This window comes from Micromonospora parva, from assembly GCF_040649675.1.
In the GTDB taxonomy this organism is placed as follows: domain Bacteria; phylum Actinomycetota; class Actinomycetes; order Mycobacteriales; family Micromonosporaceae; genus Micromonospora; species Micromonospora parva.
In genome coordinates, this window is the sequence record NZ_JBEZFX010000001.1 from 613720 (window position 1) to 629829 (window position 16110).

Genomic DNA, 16110 nt, shown 5'->3' on the forward strand with positions numbered 1-16110 from the left:
CGGTCAGGCGCCGGCCGGCGATCCTCGGGTGGCCGGCGACACTCCCGCTCAGGCCGGCGGGAGCAGCAGCCCGACCTGCTCGACGTGCTGGGTCATCGGGAAGAGGTCGAAGCCCCGCAGCGCCGCCAGCCGCCACCCGAGGTCGGCGAAGGTGCGCACGTCCCGGGCGAACGCCGCCGGGTCGCAGGCCACGTACGCGACAGCCCGGGGGCCGGCGGCGGCCAACGCGCGGACGACCGGGGCGCCGGCCCCGGAGCGCGGCGGGTCGAGCACCACCACGTCGACCGGGCCGGTTATCCGTCGGCGGGCCAGCGCGGTCTCCACCCGGGCCGCGACCACCTCGACGGTGGGCAGGTCGGCGAGGTTCTCCCGGGCGGCGGTGACACCCTGCGCCGCCGCTTCGACAAGCGTCACCCGCCCGGTCGCGCCGACCCGTGCGGCCAGCCCGGCGGCGAACAGCCCCGCACCGCCGTAGAGGTCCCAGGCGGTCTCGCCCGGCTGCGGGTCCAGCATCTCCAGCACCGCGGTGGCGAGGGTGTCCGCCGCAGCCGGGTGCACCTGCCAGAACGCGGACGCGGGCAGCGTCCAGTCCCGTCCGGCGGCGACCTCGCGGACCTCGGTCGGGCCACTGACCGGGGTGGGCACCCCGTCGCGCAGCTCGGTGACTGTCACGTCCCCTCCGGTGCTGGCGACGGTCTCCACCGCCTCGGCGGCCGGCCAGCGCGCGCCGGTGGGGGTGAGCACCGGCAGCTCCTGGATGGCCGGGTGGGCGATCCGGCACCTGTCGATCGGCACCACCTCGTGCGAGCGGTGCTTGAGCAGTCCGGCCCGGTCCGCGCCGTCGACCGCGTAACGGACCCGGGAGCGCCAACCCAGCAGCCCGCCGGGCAGCGCCTCGACCCGGACGCCGAGCCGGTCCAGTTCGACGTCGGTCAGCCCGCCGAGGCGGACCAGCTGTTCGCGCACCACGGCCGTCTTCCAGGCCAGCTGTGCGGCCGGGGCGACGTGTTGAAGGTCGCAGCCACCGCAGGCGCCCGGCTTCGCGTACGGGCAGGGTGGCTCGACCCGGTCCGGTGAGGGGTCCAGCACTGTCACCGCGTCGGCCCGGACGAACCCCTTGTGCACCTCGGTGACCTCGGCGATGACCCGCTCACCCGGCAGCGCGTGCCGGACGAAGACCACCTGCCCGTCCACCCGGGCCACACAGTGCCCGCCCGGGGCGACCGCGTCGACGGTCAGCTCGACCCGGTCCGCCTCGGCCAGGCCCCGCTCCAGGGCCGAGGAACCCGACGCCGACGGCGTCCGAGGTGTCGCGGTCCGACTGCCCGGCTCAGTCACTGGTGTTCCCCCTCGTCGCACTACCTCCGCGCTGCTCACCCTCGCCGGACGGCGCGGCGACCACCGGCGGCACGGCGACCGGCGGCGGGACGGCGCTGCGCGGCCCGCGCGCCGGGGTCCGGGACAGCGTGGCGTCCAGCCGGTCCAGGTTCTTGCTCGCCGTCGACGCGAGCTGCCACGGCACGCTGACCACCATCACCCCCGGTTCGAAGAGCAGCCGGCCCTTGAGGCGCAGCGCGCTCTGGTTGTGCAGCAGGTTCTCCCACCACCGGCCGACCACGTACTCCGGAATGAACACGGTGACCACGTCGCGGGGCGACTTGCGGCGGGTGGAGGCGACGAAGTCCAGGATCGGCCGGGTGATCTCCCGGTACGGCGAGTCGACAACGGTGAGCGGGATCGCCATCTCCCGGCGCTCCCAGTCGGCCTGCAGGTCCCGGGTGTCCGACTCGTCGACGTTGACGGTCACCGCGGTCAGCGTGTCCGGTCGGGTGGCGCGGGCGTAGGCGATGGCCCGCAGCGTCGGCTGGTGCAGCTTGCTGACCAGCACGATCGCGTGGTTGCGGGCGGGCAGCACGGCCCGGCCCTCATCCGGCGGCGTCAGCTCCACGGCGATCCGGTCGTAGTGCCGGCGGATGGCCAGCATCAACACGTAGATCACCGCCATCGCGGCGATCGCGATCCACGCGCCGAGCAGGAACTTGGTGATCAGGACGATCACCAACACCGCGCCGGTCAGGCCCGCGCCGAACGTGTTGATGGCCCGCGACCGGTGCATCCGGCGGCGCGCCTCCGGGTCCCGCTCGGTACGCAGGTGCCGGTTCCAGTGCCGGATCATGCCGGCCTGGGAGACGGTGAACGAGACGAACACCCCGACGATGTAGAGCTGGATGAGTCGGGTCACCTCGGCCTGGAAGCCGACGATCAGCACGATCGCGAAGAGGGCCAGGAAGACGATGCCGTTGGAGAACGCCAGCCGGTCACCCCGGGTGTGGAACTGCCGGGGCAGGTAGCGGTCCTGGGCGAGGATCGAGCCGAGCACCGGGAACCCGTTGAACGCGGTGTTGGCGGCCAGGAACAGGATGAGGGCGGTCATCCCGGCCACCACGTAGAGCAGGATCGACCCGGACCCGAAGACCGTCTCGCCGAGCTGGGTGGTGACCGTCTTCTGCACGTACCCCTCGGGGCCGGCGACGATCTGCAGGCCCGGATCCTCGACGAACTGCAGGTGGGTCAGACGGGCCAGCCAGATGATGCCGACCAGCATGCTCACCGAGATGCTGCCGAGCAGCAGCAGGGTGGTGGCGGCGTTGCGGCTCTTCGGCGCCTTGAACGCGGGCACCCCGTTGGAGATCGCCTCCACGCCGGTGAGCGCGGCGGCGCCCGAGCTGAACGTCCGCAGCAGCAGGAAGATGAGCGCGAAACCGGTCACACTGTGCTCGGCCTGGATGACCAGGTCGGCGCTCGGCGCGCGGAGCTCGTCACCCAGCACGAAGACCCGGAACAGCCCGGTGAGCAGCATCCCGCCCATCACGATGACGAAGCCGTAGGTGGGGATGGCGAACGCGGTGCCCGACTCGCGCAGACCGCGCAGGTTGACCGCGCTCAGCAGGACCACCGCGCTCACCGCGATCAGGACCTTGTGGGTGGCCACGAACGGCACGACCGAGCCCAGGTTGGCCACCCCGGAGGAGACCGACACCGCCACCGTGAGCACGTAGTCGACGAGCAACGCGCTGGCCACCCCGACGCCGAACTTCGGACCCAGGTTGACGGTGGCCACCTCGTAGTCACCACCACCGGACGGGTAGGCGTGCACGTTCTGCCGGTAGCTGGCCACCACGGTGAGCATGACCACGACCACGGCCAGGGCGATCCACGGCGAGAAGACGTACGCGGAGGCACCGGCGATGGACAGGGTCAACAGGATCTCGTCGGGCGCGTACGCGACGCTGGACAGCGCGTCGGAGGCGAAGACGGGAAGCGCGATGCGCTTCGGCAGGAGGGTGTGCTGCAGCCGGTCGGACCGGAACGGTCGACCGAGCAGAAGCCGCTTCAGCAGCGAGGTGGGACTGGCCACGAACGCCAAGGGTACGACCACCACGGCGGGGGCGCGGGGGTGGGCGATCACGGCCGCTCAGCACGGCGGGGTACGGTCGGTCCCCGCTCGCGACCGGGACGTGGCAGGCTCGCACTCGGAAGGCCACCGGCAGCGGGAGTGGTGCGCACCTTGGGAGGGACAGCGTGCACGTCGTGATCATGGGGTGTGGTCGGGTCGGGTCGACCCTCGCCCACAGCCTGGAGTCCCGAGGGCACTCGGTGTCGGTGATCGACCAGGACGCCGACGCCTTCCGCCGGCTCGGCCCCGACTTCGCCGGGATCACGGTGACCGGTGCCGGTTTCGACGGCGAGGTGCTCCGGCAGGCCGGTATCGAACGCGCTGACGCCTTCGCGGCGGTGTCGAGCGGCGACAACTCCAACATCATCTCGGCCCGGCTGGCCCGCGAGACGTTCGGCGTGTCCCGGGTCGCCGCCCGCATCTACGACCAGCGCCGGGCACAGGTCTACGAGCGGCTGGGCATCCCCACCGTGGCGACGGTGCGGTGGACGGCGGACCGGATGCTGCGACACCTGGTGCCGGAGGGCAACGTGGAGATCTTCCGCGACCCCACGAGCACCGTGTCGATCGTCGAGGTGCCGGTGCACAAGGACTGGATCGGTCGACCGGTGCGGACCCTGGAGGAGGCGGCCGGAGCGCGGGTGGCCTACCTGATCCGCTTCGGCATCGGCACGCTGCCCACCGGCTCCACCGTCCTGCAAGAGGGTGACCAGGTGTTCATGCTGGTCAGCGACGACATCGTGGCGACGGTCACGTCGGTGGCGGCGACGGCGCCGGAAGGAGGGCACTGACCATGCGAGTCGCCATCGCTGGCGCGGGCAACGTGGGCCGCTCGATCGCCCAGGAGTTGATCGACAACGGCCACCAGGTGATGCTGATCGAGCGCCAGCCCAAGATGCTGCGCCCGGACCGGGTGCCGGACGCCGAGTGGGTGCTGGCCGACGCGTGCGAGCTGACCAGCCTGGAGGAGGCCGACGTCGCCGGGTGCGACGTCGTGGTCGCGGCGACCGGCGACGACAAGACCAACCTGGTGCTGTCGCTGTTGGCCAAGACCGAGTTCGCGGTGCCCCGGGTGGTCGCCCGGGTCAACCGGGCCGAGAACGAGTGGCTGTTCACCGAGCAGTGGGGCGTGGACGTCGCGGTGAGCAAGCCGCGGGTGATGGCCGCACTGGTCGAGGAGGCGGTCACCGTCGGCGACCTGGTCCGGCTGATGACCTTCCGGCAGGGTGAAGCGAACCTGGTCGAGATCACCCTGCCGCCGACCGCCCCGTACGTGGGTCAACCGATCCACGCGGTGCCGCTGCCCCGTGACTCCGCGCTGGTGGCGATCCTGCGCGGCAAGCGGGTCCTGGTGCCGAGCCCGGACGACCCGATCGAGGCCGGCGACGAGCTGATCTTCGTCTGCACCGCCGAGGTGGAGGACGACGTTCGCGCGGTGATCCTCGGGGCGGACAGCGTCGAACGGACCCGCGGCTCCCGCTGACCGCAGGGCCGCAGTGAGCGGCCGGGTGGCCCGGCCTCGCTCAGGCGCTGGGCAGCGGGGCCGGCGACGACTCCCGGGTGACCCGGCGAACCGTCCAGACCGTGATCAGCAGCAGCAGCGCGTACGGCGGGTAGCCCAGCGCCAGCCGGGCCACACCCAGCGCGGTGTCCTGGTGGGCCAGGTAGAGCCCGGCCTGCACGCCCACCTTGGCCAGCCAGACCACACCCCAGAGCACTGTCAGCTGGGTGAAGGTGCGGACCAGCTTCGGGTCGCTGCGCCACTCCGAACGGCCCTTGGCGACCAGCACCGACCAGATCCAGCCCACCAGCGGCTGCCGGATCGCGGCCGAGATCAGCAGGGCCACGCCGTACCCGATGCCGTAGAGGATGCCGGGGAGGTAGAAGTCACGTTCGTTGCCGGTGCGCCACGCGATGGCCGCGCCGACACCGACACCGAAGAGCCCGTTGACGGCGTGCCGGACGGGCCGGCGTTGAGCCAACCGCACCCCGGCGATCAGCACCGCGACGGAGACCGAGGCGATCACCGCCGGCCGCAGCTCGCCGATGATGTTGGCGAGGACGAAGACGACGACCGGGATGCTCGACTCGACCAACCCGCGCCAGCCGCCGAGCTGGTCGGCCATCTGCTCGGCGATCGTCGGCAGCCGCTCCTCGTCCTGAGGGCCCGTCTCGGGCTGTGCCGCCCGGTCCTGTCCCGTCGTCATCGCCGGCCTTTCGTCCGCAGTGTCGTCACTTGGGCGAGTCCAGCTCGTAGTAGGGGTTGTAGATGACCTTGCGGTCGTCGCGCACCGCCACCCGGCCACGGGCGGTCAGGTGCCGGCCCGGCTCGATCCCGGCGATGTGCCGCCGACCCAGCCAGACGAGAGTGACCACGTCACTGCCGTCGTACAGGTCGGCCTCAAGGGTGGGCAGGTTGGTGCGCGGGGTGTAGACCACGGTGCGCAACCGACCGGCGACCGAGACCATCTGCCCCCGGGAGCACTGCTGGGCGGGGATCCCGCCACACTCGGCGCTCTCCCGACGCAGCTCCTGCGCCTCGATCTCGGCCTCGCTGGCGGTGAACCTCTGCAGGATGCGCCGCAGCGACACCCGGCTCTCGTCGGCCGTCATGACCTCCGCGTCACCCTCTCCACGCTCGCCGTTCCCGGCCGGCCCCGGCGGCGCCGGAACCGTCCCGCCAGCGTACGCCGACGGGGCTGGTTCCGGCGGGCCGGTGCGCGCGGGTCAGACCTGACGCGGTGCGGCGGCGGCGTCGTCCGCCTCGGCCGCGGCCTGGTCGGCGACCTCCCGGGGCAACCGCAGCGGCAGCGGCTCGCGGACCGGCTTCGCCTCCTGCCCACGGTCGACCACCAGGCCGTCCAGGCACTCGACGAGCGGCCCGCCCAGGGCCGGGTCGGTGGCCACCGGGCCCTGGAACACGCCACGGACCATCCAGCGCGGCCCGTCGATTCCGACGAACCGCAGGTTCGTGGTGCCGTCCGGGGTACGCACCTGGGCGTGCAGCTCCGGGCCGTACTCGCCGGCGACCTCCTGCGCGCTCGCGCCGTCGCGGAGCAGCGACTGCCGGATCTCCTCGCGCACCTCGTCCCAGATCCCCTCGGACCGGGGGGCGGCGAAGACGCCCAGCTGGAGCGCGTTGTCGCCGTGCACCAGCACCACCTGCTGGATCACACCCTGCGGGTCGGCCTGCACCCGCACCTCGACGTCGGCGATCGCCGGGATGTGCAGGCTGCCGAGGTCGAGGCGCTGCACGTCGTCGTAGCTCTCGGAGATGTCGTACGGGCCGCGCTCCAGCGTCGGCGCCGCATCGCCCTGGTCCGGGACCTGGGTAACCCGCTCGTCACGGGTCTGCCGCTCGGCGTCGGCCCGCTTTCGGGAGAAGATCACTGCGCCTGCCCTCCGCTGTTCACACTCACCCTGCCACCTCTTCCGTCTGCCCGCGGCCCGGCTCGCTCGGCCGCCGCTCGACCCGGTCCTGACCCGTCGGCGACGGCACCAGCCCGGCGTGCCCACCGGTGGACCCGTGCCCACCGGTCCCACGCCGGGACGCGGGCAGCTCGACCACCGGCTCGAACCGCGCCCGTGCGACCTGCTGGACCACGAGCTGCGCGATCCGGTCGCCGCGGGAGATCTTCGCCGGCACATCCCGATCATGATTGATCAGGTTGACCAGGATCTCACCCCGGTAGCCGGCGTCGACCGTACCGGGCGCGTTGAGCACCGTCACGCCGAGCCTGGCCGCCAGACCGGAGCGCGGATGGACCAGGCCCACGTACCCCTCGGGCAACGCGATGGCCACCCCGGTGGGCACCAGGGCACGACCACCGGGCGGCAGCTCCACGTCCGCGGCCGCCACCAGGTCGGCCCCGGCGTCGCCGGGATGGGCGTACGTGGGCAGCGGCAGCTCGCTGTCGAGCAGCTGCACGGGCACGGGTACGACGTCGGTCACGGGTCCCCTCTTCCGTCCGGTTCGCGGGGTGACCCTGCCATCCTGCCGGTTCGTCGCGCCGCCGTGCGCCGTACCCTCGCAGGAGTGAGCATGTCGTCCTCCCCGTCCGCCGATCAGCCGCCCGTCGCCGCCCGTGCGGCGTACGCCGAGCGGCTGGATCTGCCCTGGTGGCTGTGGCTGGCCGGGCTGGTGGCCGCCGCGTTGCTGGCCGTCGAGATCTGGATGGGCGCCTCCGGCGTCCGCGCCTGGCTGCCGTTCGTCGTGCTGGTGCCGCTCACCGCGGCCGGGCTGTGGTGGCTGGGCCGGATCCGGGTCGGGGTGGCCGATGGCGAGCTGCGGGTGGACGACGCCCGCCTGCCGGTACGTTTCGTGGCCGACGTGGTGCCGCTGGACGTGGCCGGCCGACGTGAGGTGCTCGGCGTCGGCGCGGACCCGCTCGCCTTCGTGGTACAGCGACCATGGATCGGTGGCGCCGTGCAGGTGATCCTCAACGATCCGGCGGACCCGACCCCGTTCTGGGTGGTCAGCACCCGCCACCCGGTCGAGCTGGCCGAGGCGGTGCTGGCCGCGCGGGACGCCCTGACGCAGTCCCACCCGACGGCGGGCGAGCCGGCCTGACCCGACGCCGGAAACCGGCCTGACCCGACGGCCGGAAGGCCCCGCTCAGACCGGACGGCGAAGGCGGGCTCAGGGTCCCGCCCCGGACGGCGAAGGCGGGCTCAGGTGCCGGTTGGCGGGCCCGGGAGGGCCGTCGGTGGCGCGGGCCGGGCGATGCCCCGCCGACGCAGGTCGACCTGGAGTTGTTCGGCCATCTGCTGAGTGGCCCGGCGGTTGAGGAAGCTGGCCACCGCAGCGCCGGTCAGGAACGGCCCGAGCGTGGTGAGGTTGCGACCGAACCGCCGCAGCAGCATGTCGCGGAGTTCCTTGCGGGCGGCGGTGCCGAGGATCGCTCCCACACCCACGCCGGGCACCATCGGGTTGACGCCCCGCTGGGTGGCCCAGGAATGCACCAGGGCGACCGCCCGTTGGCTGCCGCCGGTCGGCAGCGCCACCCCGTGGATCTCGTGCAGCTCGCCCACCAGTTTCAGCTCCACCGCCACCACAGCCACGGTCTCGGCGGCGAGCAGCACCGGCGCGGAGAGCAGGGTCGGGGCGACAGTCCACTCGACGGCGGCGACACCCCCGCCGGCCGCGCCGATCGCTGCGGTGGTCCTCGACGCGTTGCGGATGAGCCTGTCGGCCAGGGCGGCGTCGTCCAGGCCGGGGAAGTGCCGGCGCAGGGCGTCCAGGTCCCGTACCGGCACGTGCGGGGCGATCTCGGCGACGGTGTCGACCATCCACCGCACGGCGGCGCGGGGCTTGAACAGGTCGGAGACGCCTCGTGCGCGGGCCTGCCCGACCATCCGGGTCAGCAGTTGGCGGCGACGGGCCGGCTCGATGTCGTCAGCTGTCAACGCCGCGACGGTGGCACCAAGGTCGCTCGCGCCGCCGTCAGTACCGAGGCCGCTCGCATCGCCGTCGGCGCCAGGATCACCCGCGCCACCAGGGGCCCTGACGTCACTCGCACCACCGGTGGCGCCGAGGCCGTCCGTGCCGCCATCGGTGGTGCCGCCTCGATCGCTCATCGGACCTCCCGGTGCTGTGGCTACCCGCTACGAGTCAAGCAGGTACCCACCGCTGACGCATGCCTACACCGGCAGCGGCGGCCCCGTTCCGGAGGCCGCCGCCGTGTCGTGGTTGTCAGACGCACTCGCGGCAGATCAGCTCGCCGTTGCGCTCGACCGCCAGCTGGCTACGGTGGTGGACCAGGAAGCAGCGGGCGCACCTGAACTCGTCCTGCTGCATCGGAAGCACCTTGACCGTGAGCTCCTCGTCGGCCAGATCGGCACCGGGCAGCTCGAAGCTCTCGGCCACCTCGGCCTCGTCGACATCCACCGCGCCCGACTGTGAGTCGACGCGCCGTGCCTTGAGCTCTTCCAGGCTGTCCTCGCCGAGGTCGACCTCGTCGCGACGCGGGGCGTCGTAGTCGGTGGCCATCGGTTTCACTCTCCCATATCGATGTTGTCGCTTCCGGTTGTAACGCCGGACGACGCTGTTTCGGTTCCGCTGGCCGGCCACCACTTGTGTCGGGCACCCGACCCGAGGACCGAACGGGTCGAGCTCGCTGGGGCGACTCCCCTGCGAGCGCGGAACCTTACCCCCCCTTGGGCGAGGCATGTATACCGCCCTTGCGGCTGAGATGTACGCCCCCGCACGCGAAGTTGTTCCCAATGTGATTCAGGCGACACGAAGATAGGGGTAGTAGTACCCGGTTCGCGGTCGCCGCGCCGGCATGTCGGGCTGTTTCCACGCGACGGCCGGACAACCGTTAACCTCAGCGGCGTATTCGACGGCCGGCGGCCTGAGCGATCGTTCCTGGCCGTCACCACCCACCTGAGGTCCGGGGAGTGCCCTGATGAGTTTTGCGCGCGTGCGAGCACTCGTCGTCGTCGGCCTGTTGGCGGTCATCGCCCTGGTCTTCGTCGTCGTCGCCGTGGTCCGCGACAGCCAGGGCAACGCGGGCACCGCGGCGGGTTGCCCCGAGGGTTGGCCACTGGCGGATCTGACCCTGCGCGAGCGCAAGGACGTCAAGATCAACGTATTCAACGCCACAGACCAGCCCGGCCTCGCCCACACCGTCGCCGACGAGTTCAGCAACCGACAGTTCCAGGTCAAGAAGACCGGGAACGAAAAGAAGGTCGACAGCGTCGCGGTGCTGCGGTTCGGCCCGAAGGGCGTCGGTTCCGCGCACCTGCTCCAGGCGTACTTCCTCAACAACGCCGTGCCGGGCTACGACCCGAAGCGCACCGACGACACCGTGGACGTGGTGCTGGGCAACCGCTTCCAGCAGCTCGCCACCACGACCGAGGTCAACCAGTCCCTCGGCGACTCGGGCCCGCCGGTGGCGCCCAAGGGCTCCTGCCCGTCCCCACCCGCCAAGTGACGGCGTAACCGCCCCGGCGTCAGGGACCGCCGGACGCGTCCAGGGCGGCCAGCCGATCGTGCAGCGGCGCGAAGAGCGCGGGCGGGGCCGCGACCACCAGGTCCGGCCCGGGCGGTCGACCGGCCAGGCCGGCGACCCGAACCCCCGCCTCGGCGGCCACCAGCCCGCCCGCCGCCAGGTCCCAGGCCGCAAGACCCTTCTCGAAGTACGCGTCGAGGCGCCCCTCGGCGACCAGGCAGAGGTCCAGCGCGGCGGCGCCGAGCCGACGGATGTCCCGCACGTGTGCGATCAGCCCGGCCACCACCCGCGCCTGGTGCGCCCGGCGGGCGGCGTCGTAGCCGAAGCCGGTGCCGACCAGCGCCTGCCCCAGGTCGACCTCGACGGAGCAGTGCAGCCGGACGCCGTCGCGCCAGGCACCGCCGCCGGCCGTGGCGGTCCACTCCTCGCCGGTGCTCACGTTGCGCACGACGCCGGCGACCACCACCCCGTCCACCTCGGCAGCCAGCGAGACCGCCGAGTGCGGCAGCCCGTACAGGTAGTTCACGGTGCCGTCGATCGGGTCGACGATCCAGCGCACCCCGCTGCGCCCCGCGTCGGAGGTCCCCTCGCCGTACTCCTCGCCGAGCACCGAGTCGTCCGGGCGGAGCGCGGCCAGCGCGTCGAGGATCTGCCGCTCCACCGCCCGGTCGGCGGCGGTGACCACGTCGGTGACGGTGCTCTTGGTGGCGGCCACGACGACCCCCTCGGCGCGCATCCGGTACGCGGTGTCCGCCGCGTCCCGGGCGACCTCCAGCGCGATGGCCAGCAGCTCCGACGGCGGCGTAGCCGAGTTGGTCATGATTCGCCTCTTTCCGCACGCCGGGTGCAGGTGGGTGGAACTGGCGACCCGGCTTCCGAAGATCATCGTTCCCCACGCGGTGCGACGGCACCAGACCGGGATGTTTGCGCAGGGCATCCCCCTGCGGGGCCACCTGGCCCACAGGCGCGGACTGACCGGGCCAACCTCAGCAAATATGCCCCTTTAGGTTGGTAATGTCGCTTAAGTGCTTACCGCCCTGTCCATGCTCAGCTCGCAACCGTTGCCCAACCGCGACCTGGTGGGGCCACCACCGGCCAGGCCGCCGGTGGTCCCGGTGATCCCCGCCGGCACCCTCGCCACCACCGCACCAACCGCGTACCCGCTGCTCAGGCGGCGGTTCGGACACGATCTGCGCACCGCCGGGCTCGACGACGGGCGCCCTTCGCCGGCCACGCGGCTATCATTACCGCGAAGCCAACATCTCCGCCGCGCTGACGGTCCCCACCGGCGGTACGCGGTGCGGAGCAGGATGATCGCCGCAGACGGCGTTACAATTCACCCCTGCCCACGCGGCACGGACCGCCGATCACCGGCCGGACCGTGACACGGGGGTCCCTCAACCACATCGCCCGGCACGGTAACCCTCGCTGCGCTGGACGAACACGCCGTGCCCGCTCTTCGCCTCCGGAAGGTCATTCGTGACAGAACCCCGCCAGCCCGGCGCCGACGTTCGCTCGCTCACCGACACCCTGATCGCCCACGCGCAGAGCGCCGGTGGCCAGCTCACGTCGGCCCAGCTCGCGCGCACCGTCGAGTCCGCCGAGGTGACTCCGGCCCAGGCCAAGAAGATCCTGCGGGCGCTCTCCGAGGCGGGAGTGACCGTCGTGGTGGACGGCTCGGCGAGCACCCGTCGCCGCGTCGCCGCGGCCCGCTCGACCACGCCGGCGTCCCGGGCCACCACCGCCAAGACCACCAAGAAGGCAGCCGCGCCGGCCCCGAAGCAGGCGCCCGCCGCCGACGACGCCCCGTCGACGCCGGGCCCGCGCAAGGTGGCCGCCCGCAAGGCGACCGGCACCGCCGCCGAGGCCGCCGCGGCGACGCCGGCGAAGGCGACCCGGTCGACCCGAGCCACCAAGGCGACGGTGGCAGCGGCTGCCGGAGCCAAGCCGACCAAGGCCGCCGGCAAGGCCAAGGGCGAGGGCGCCGAGGGCGAGATCGACCCGGAGGAGCTGGCCGCCGCGATCGAGGATGTGGTGGTCGAGGAGCCGGCCGAGCTGGCCCAGGCCGCCGAGACCGACGCCGCCGCCTCGGCGACCGACAACGACTTCGAGTGGGACGACGAGGAGTCCGAGGCCCTCAAGCAGGCGCGACGTGACGCCGAGCTGACCGCCTCCGCCGACTCCGTGCGGGCGTACCTGAAGCAGATCGGCAAGGTTCCGCTGCTCAACGCCGAGCAGGAGGTGGAACTGGCCAAGCGGATCGAGGCCGGGCTCTACGCCGCCGAGCGGCTGCGGGCCGCCGACGAGGGCGAGGAGAAGCTCGTCCGGGAGATGGTCCGTGACCTGGGCTGGATCTCCCGGGACGGCGAGCGGGCCAAGAACCACCTCCTGGAGGCGAACCTCCGACTGGTGGTGTCGCTGGCCAAGCGCTACACCGGCCGTGGCATGGCCTTCCTCGACCTGATCCAGGAGGGCAACCTCGGCCTGATCCGGGCGGTCGAGAAGTTCGACTACACCAAGGGCTACAAGTTCTCCACGTACGCCACCTGGTGGATCCGACAGGCCATCACCCGAGCAATGGCCGATCAGGCCCGTACCATCCGCATCCCGGTGCACATGGTCGAGGTCATCAACAAGCTCGGCCGCATACAGCGTGAGCTGCTCCAGGATCTGGGCCGCGAGCCCACTCCGGAGGAGCTGGCCAAGGAGATGGACATCACACCCGAGAAGGTGCTGGAGATCCAGCAGTACGCTCGGGAGCCCATTTCACTGGACCAGACCATCGGCGACGAGGGCGACAGCCAGCTCGGCGACTTCATCGAGGATTCCGAGGCCGTGGTTGCGGTCGACGCGGTTTCCTTCTCGCTCCTGCAGGACCAGCTCCAGCAGGTGCTGCAGACGCTCTCCGAGCGTGAGGCGGGTGTGGTACGCCTGCGCTTCGGCCTGACCGACGGCCAGCCTCGGACGCTCGACGAGATCGGCCAGGTCTACGGGGTGACCCGGGAGCGGATCCGGCAGATCGAGTCCAAGACGATGTCGAAGCTGCGTCACCCGTCCCGGTCGCAGGTCCTCAGGGATTACCTGGACTGAGCGGGTTTCGTCAACCCAACGTGTCGTTTTGACCACCTGGTGTGCAACACCAGATGGTGATCGTCCGGATGCACGAATGTGATCGTTGACGTGGCACCCTGGGTGCACGGCACACTGTCCCTTCCAGGTGTGACCTCGGTCCCCCGCGGGCACACAGGGAAGGCAGTGCCTAGTAAGGGTGTTGCACGATAGGTGAGCAACGACCGAAGAGATTGTTCATCGGTGACGACCAGAGGAGGAAGGCGATGACCCCGACCCTCACGCCGCCGCCCGAGACGGTGGCGCCCCCAGCCGCCGATGAACGGTGCGACCGCTGCAATGCTGCCGGGAAGCTCCGGATCACTCTGGCGGGTGGGAGCGAGCTGGTGTTCTGCGGGCACCACGCGAACAAGTACGCGGAGGATCTCGTGAAGATCACCGAGCGGTTCGCTACGGAGCCCGATTTCAGCTGGCGTGGCGCCGATCTGATGGCGAACTAAATCCGCAAACCGACATAGCCGGCCGGAGGCACCCAGAGGGTGCCTCCGGCCGGCTTTTCGGTCCAAACGTGCGTCGGGCATCCGGGCAGGCGATCCTCAGCGGCGGCAGGGCACGGTGATCCACTCGGTTTCACGGAAGTCGCGCTGTCCACCTCGCGCGGACACCGCGTTTTTCAGGAAACCGAGTTGATCAAGCAGCCAGCCCGGCCCGGCGCCAGCCAGCCCGGCCCCAGCCAGCCCAGCCCAGCCCGGCGCCTGCCCGGCGGCCGGCGTGCTAGAGGGTCTGCACGGTGGCGATGCGTTCCTCGAGCTGCTCGATGGTGGCCTGGGCGCTCGGCGGGCCGCCGCAGAGCCGGCGCAGTTCGGCATGGATCTTGCCGTGCGGCTGGCCGGTGCGGTGGTGTCGGGCGGCCACGAGGGCGTTCAGTTGACGCCGGAGCGCCACCCGACGCTGGGCGGCGCTCATGGGTGCCGGGGGCGCCGCGGTGGGCGCAGCGGCCGGCTCAGCGGCCCTGTCGGCCGTACGACGGCGTTGGGCGGCGAGCTGTGCGGCCTGCCGCTTGGTCAGCAGCAGCGACACCTGGTCGGCGGTGAGCAGGCCGGGCAGGCCGAGGTACTCCTCCTCCTCGGGGGTGCCGGCCTGGGCAGCGGTACCGAACGACGCGCCGTCGAAGATCACCTGGTCCAGCTCGGCGGTGGCCGAGAGCGCCGCGAACCGCTTCTCCAACTCCCCGCTGGCCTGGTCGTCGCGCTGCGCACGTTCCAGCAGGTCGTCGTCGAAACCGTCGGCTTCCTTGGGTTTGCCGAGGACGTGGTCGCGCTCGGTCTCCATCTCGCTGGCCAACCCGAGCAGGTGCGGCACGCTGGGCAGGAAGACCGACGCGGTCTCCCCCGGCCGGCGGGCCCGCACGAACCGGCCGATCGCCTGGGCGAAGTAGAGCGGCGTACTGGCGCTCGTGGCGTAGACCCCGACCGCCAGTCGCGGGATGTCGACCCCTTCGGACACCATCCGCACCGCGACCAGCCAGCGCTGCTCGGACGCCGCGAACGTCGCGATCCGGGCGGACGCGCCCTGGTCGTCGGAGAGCACCACGGCGGCCTTCTCGCCGGTCACCTGCTCGATCAGCTTGGCGTACGAGCGGGCGGTCTGCTGGTCGGTGGCGATGATCAGACCACCGGCGTCGGCCATGCCGGCGTTGCGCAGCACGGTGAGTCGGGCGTCGGCGGCCCGCAGCACCTGCGGCATCCAGTCACCGGCCGGGTCCAGGGCGGTACGCCACGCCTGCGCCACCAGGTCCTGGGTCATCGGCTCACCCAGGCGCGCCGCCAGCTCCTCCCCCGCGTTGGTACGCCAGCGGGTCTCCCCGGAGTACGCCAGGAAGAGCACCGGCCGGACCACGCCGTCGCGCAGGGCGTCGGAGTAGCCATACACCGAGTCGGCGCGGGAACGCAGGAGCCCGTCCCCGCCCCGCTCGTAGCTGACGAACGGGATCGGGTTGTCGTCGGAGCGGAACGGCGTCCCGGTGAGCATCAACCGGCGTACGGCGGGTTCGAAGGCGGCCTTCACCCCGTCGCCCCAGGACCGGGAGTCGCCGGCGTGGTGGATCTCGTCGAGGATGACCAGGGTGCGCCGGGTCATGGTGCGCCGCCGGTGCACCTGCGGCGCCATGCCCACCTGGGCGTAGGTGACCACCGCGCCGTGGAAGTCGGCGGCGGAGTGCAGGTCGGCGTTGCGGAAGGCGGCGTCGAGCTGGATGCCCACCCGCGCCGCGGCTTCGGACCACTGGTTCTTCAGGTGCTCGGTGGGCGCGACCACGGTGACCGCCTCGACGGTGCCGTCGCCGAGCAGTTCCGCAGCGATCCGCAGGGCGAAGGTGGTCTTGCCGGCGCCCGGCGTGGCGACCGCCGTGAAATCCTCGCTGCGCCGCCGCAGGTACTCCACCAGGGCCTTGCGCTGCCAGGCGCGAAGTGCCGGGAACGTCTCAAGCACCGGCGTCCGGGCTGCCACGCGAAGCTCCTCTCCGACCGCACGACGGCGGACCCCGGGCGAGGGCCACGAGTATCCGCCGCCCATGAAAACGCCTCCGCGCAGAAGCTGCCGCGAAGGCCGACTCAGCATAACCAGCGCGGG

16 protein-coding genes are annotated in these 16110 nt (G+C 71.9%); 6 read left to right on the forward strand and 10 right to left on the reverse strand.

Translation table 11 applies throughout. The features are described from left to right. Positions 1-48: 48 nt before the first annotated feature. Positions 49-1275, reverse strand: coding sequence for a class I SAM-dependent RNA methyltransferase (locus AB0C03_RS02670; RefSeq protein WP_030337454.1), 1227 nt, complete (start codon positions 1273-1275; stop codon positions 49-51). Between the two features lie 55 nt (positions 1276-1330). After that, positions 1331-3418 carry an APC family permease gene (locus AB0C03_RS02675; protein ID WP_051708850.1) on the reverse strand — a complete coding sequence of 696 codons (2088 nt, stop codon included), beginning with the start codon at positions 3416-3418 and terminating at the stop codon, positions 1331-1333. 164 nt (positions 3419-3582) lie between these two features. Between AB0C03_RS02675 and AB0C03_RS02680 the strand changes: the two genes are divergently transcribed. Both AB0C03_RS02680 and AB0C03_RS02685 read left to right on the forward strand, forming a co-directional pair. Beyond that, positions 3583-4248, forward strand: a complete 666-nt coding sequence (locus tag AB0C03_RS02680; protein ID WP_030337451.1) for a potassium channel family protein — start codon at positions 3583-3585, stop codon at positions 4246-4248. A 2-nt stretch (positions 4249-4250) separates the two neighbouring features. Next, positions 4251-4940, forward strand: a complete 690-nt coding sequence (locus tag AB0C03_RS02685; protein WP_030337449.1) for a potassium channel family protein — start codon at positions 4251-4253, stop codon at positions 4938-4940. Positions 4941-4980: 40 nt separating this feature from the next. Here AB0C03_RS02685 and AB0C03_RS02690 read toward each other — a convergent pair whose 3' ends face one another. The 4 genes from AB0C03_RS02690 to dut form a co-directional block, all read right to left on the reverse strand. Then, the gene (locus AB0C03_RS02690) at positions 4981-5664 is read right to left on the reverse strand and encodes a DUF3159 domain-containing protein (protein WP_030337448.1); all 684 of its coding nucleotides are present in this window, start codon (positions 5662-5664) and stop codon (positions 4981-4983) included. Between the two features lie 25 nt (positions 5665-5689). Next, a complete protein-coding gene (locus AB0C03_RS02695) occupies positions 5690-6070 on the reverse strand; it encodes an OB-fold nucleic acid binding domain-containing protein (RefSeq protein ID WP_030337446.1) in 381 nt (126 codons plus the stop codon). A gap of 114 nt (positions 6071-6184) precedes the next feature. Continuing rightward, positions 6185-6847, reverse strand: coding sequence for a DUF3710 domain-containing protein (locus AB0C03_RS02700; RefSeq protein WP_030337444.1), 663 nt, complete (start codon positions 6845-6847; stop codon positions 6185-6187). 25 nt (positions 6848-6872) lie between these two features. Beyond that, positions 6873-7409, reverse strand: a complete 537-nt coding sequence (gene dut, locus AB0C03_RS02705; RefSeq protein ID WP_036412536.1) for a dUTP diphosphatase — start codon at positions 7407-7409, stop codon at positions 6873-6875. Positions 7410-7493: 84 nt separating this feature from the next. Between dut and AB0C03_RS02710 the strand changes: the two genes are divergently transcribed. After that, positions 7494-8027, forward strand: a complete 534-nt coding sequence (locus AB0C03_RS02710; RefSeq protein ID WP_400447366.1) for a DUF3093 domain-containing protein — start codon at positions 7494-7496, stop codon at positions 8025-8027. Positions 8028-8128: 101 nt separating this feature from the next. Here AB0C03_RS02710 and AB0C03_RS02715 read toward each other — a convergent pair whose 3' ends face one another. Together AB0C03_RS02715 and AB0C03_RS02720 are read right to left on the reverse strand one after the other, a co-directional pair. Continuing rightward, positions 8129-9034 carry a hypothetical protein gene (locus tag AB0C03_RS02715; RefSeq protein WP_081884135.1) on the reverse strand — a complete coding sequence of 302 codons (906 nt, stop codon included), beginning with the start codon at positions 9032-9034 and terminating at the stop codon, positions 8129-8131. 115 nt (positions 9035-9149) lie between these two features. Next, positions 9150-9446, reverse strand: coding sequence for a DUF4193 domain-containing protein (locus AB0C03_RS02720; protein WP_007075406.1), 297 nt, complete (start codon positions 9444-9446; stop codon positions 9150-9152). Between the two features lie 433 nt (positions 9447-9879). On the opposite strand from AB0C03_RS02720, the gene AB0C03_RS02725 reads away from it, so the two are divergent. Next, entirely contained in the window at positions 9880-10392 is a 513-nt protein-coding gene (locus tag AB0C03_RS02725) for a LytR C-terminal domain-containing protein (RefSeq protein ID WP_030337437.1), read from the forward strand. A gap of 19 nt (positions 10393-10411) precedes the next feature. Here the strand turns inward: AB0C03_RS02725 and AB0C03_RS02730 are convergent, their stop codons facing one another. Then, the gene (locus tag AB0C03_RS02730; RefSeq protein WP_030337435.1) at positions 10412-11230 is read right to left on the reverse strand and encodes an inositol monophosphatase family protein; all 819 of its coding nucleotides are present in this window, start codon (positions 11228-11230) and stop codon (positions 10412-10414) included. Between the two features lie 659 nt (positions 11231-11889). Between AB0C03_RS02730 and AB0C03_RS02735 the strand changes: the two genes are divergently transcribed. Beyond that, complete coding sequence (locus AB0C03_RS02735; RefSeq protein WP_030337433.1) at positions 11890-13500, forward strand: RNA polymerase sigma factor; 1611 nt, start codon at positions 11890-11892, stop codon at positions 13498-13500. A 245-nt stretch (positions 13501-13745) separates the two neighbouring features. Next, on the forward strand, positions 13746-13979 hold the full coding sequence (locus AB0C03_RS02740; RefSeq protein ID WP_030337431.1) for a DUF7455 domain-containing protein: 234 nt from the start codon (positions 13746-13748) through the stop codon (positions 13977-13979). A 274-nt stretch (positions 13980-14253) separates the two neighbouring features. Here the strand turns inward: AB0C03_RS02740 and AB0C03_RS02745 are convergent, their stop codons facing one another. Continuing rightward, on the reverse strand, positions 14254-15987 hold the full coding sequence (locus tag AB0C03_RS02745) for a DEAD/DEAH box helicase (RefSeq protein ID WP_279519397.1): 1734 nt from the start codon (positions 15985-15987) through the stop codon (positions 14254-14256). Positions 15988-16110: the final 123 nt, after the last annotated feature.

Bases quoted from the DNA above. Each gene is read 5' to 3' on its own strand.
- AB0C03_RS02685 (WP_030337449.1), top strand. From the start codon at position 4,251: ATGCGAGTCGCCATCGCTGGCGCGGGCAACGTGGGCCGCTCGATCGCC.
- AB0C03_RS02690 (WP_030337448.1), bottom strand. From the start codon at position 5,664: ATGACGACGGGACAGGACCGGGCGGCACAGCCCGAGACGGGCCCTCAG.
- AB0C03_RS02695 (WP_030337446.1), bottom strand. From the start codon at position 6,070: ATGACGGCCGACGAGAGCCGGGTGTCGCTGCGGCGCATCCTGCAGAGG.
- AB0C03_RS02715 (WP_081884135.1), bottom strand. From the start codon at position 9,034: ATGAGCGATCGAGGCGGCACCACCGATGGCGGCACGGACGGCCTCGGC.
- AB0C03_RS02720 (WP_007075406.1), bottom strand. From the start codon at position 9,446: ATGGCCACCGACTACGACGCCCCGCGTCGCGACGAGGTCGACCTCGGC.
- AB0C03_RS02730 (WP_030337435.1), bottom strand. From the start codon at position 11,230: ATGACCAACTCGGCTACGCCGCCGTCGGAGCTGCTGGCCATCGCGCTG.
- AB0C03_RS02740 (WP_030337431.1), top strand. From the start codon at position 13,746: ATGACCCCGACCCTCACGCCGCCGCCCGAGACGGTGGCGCCCCCAGCC.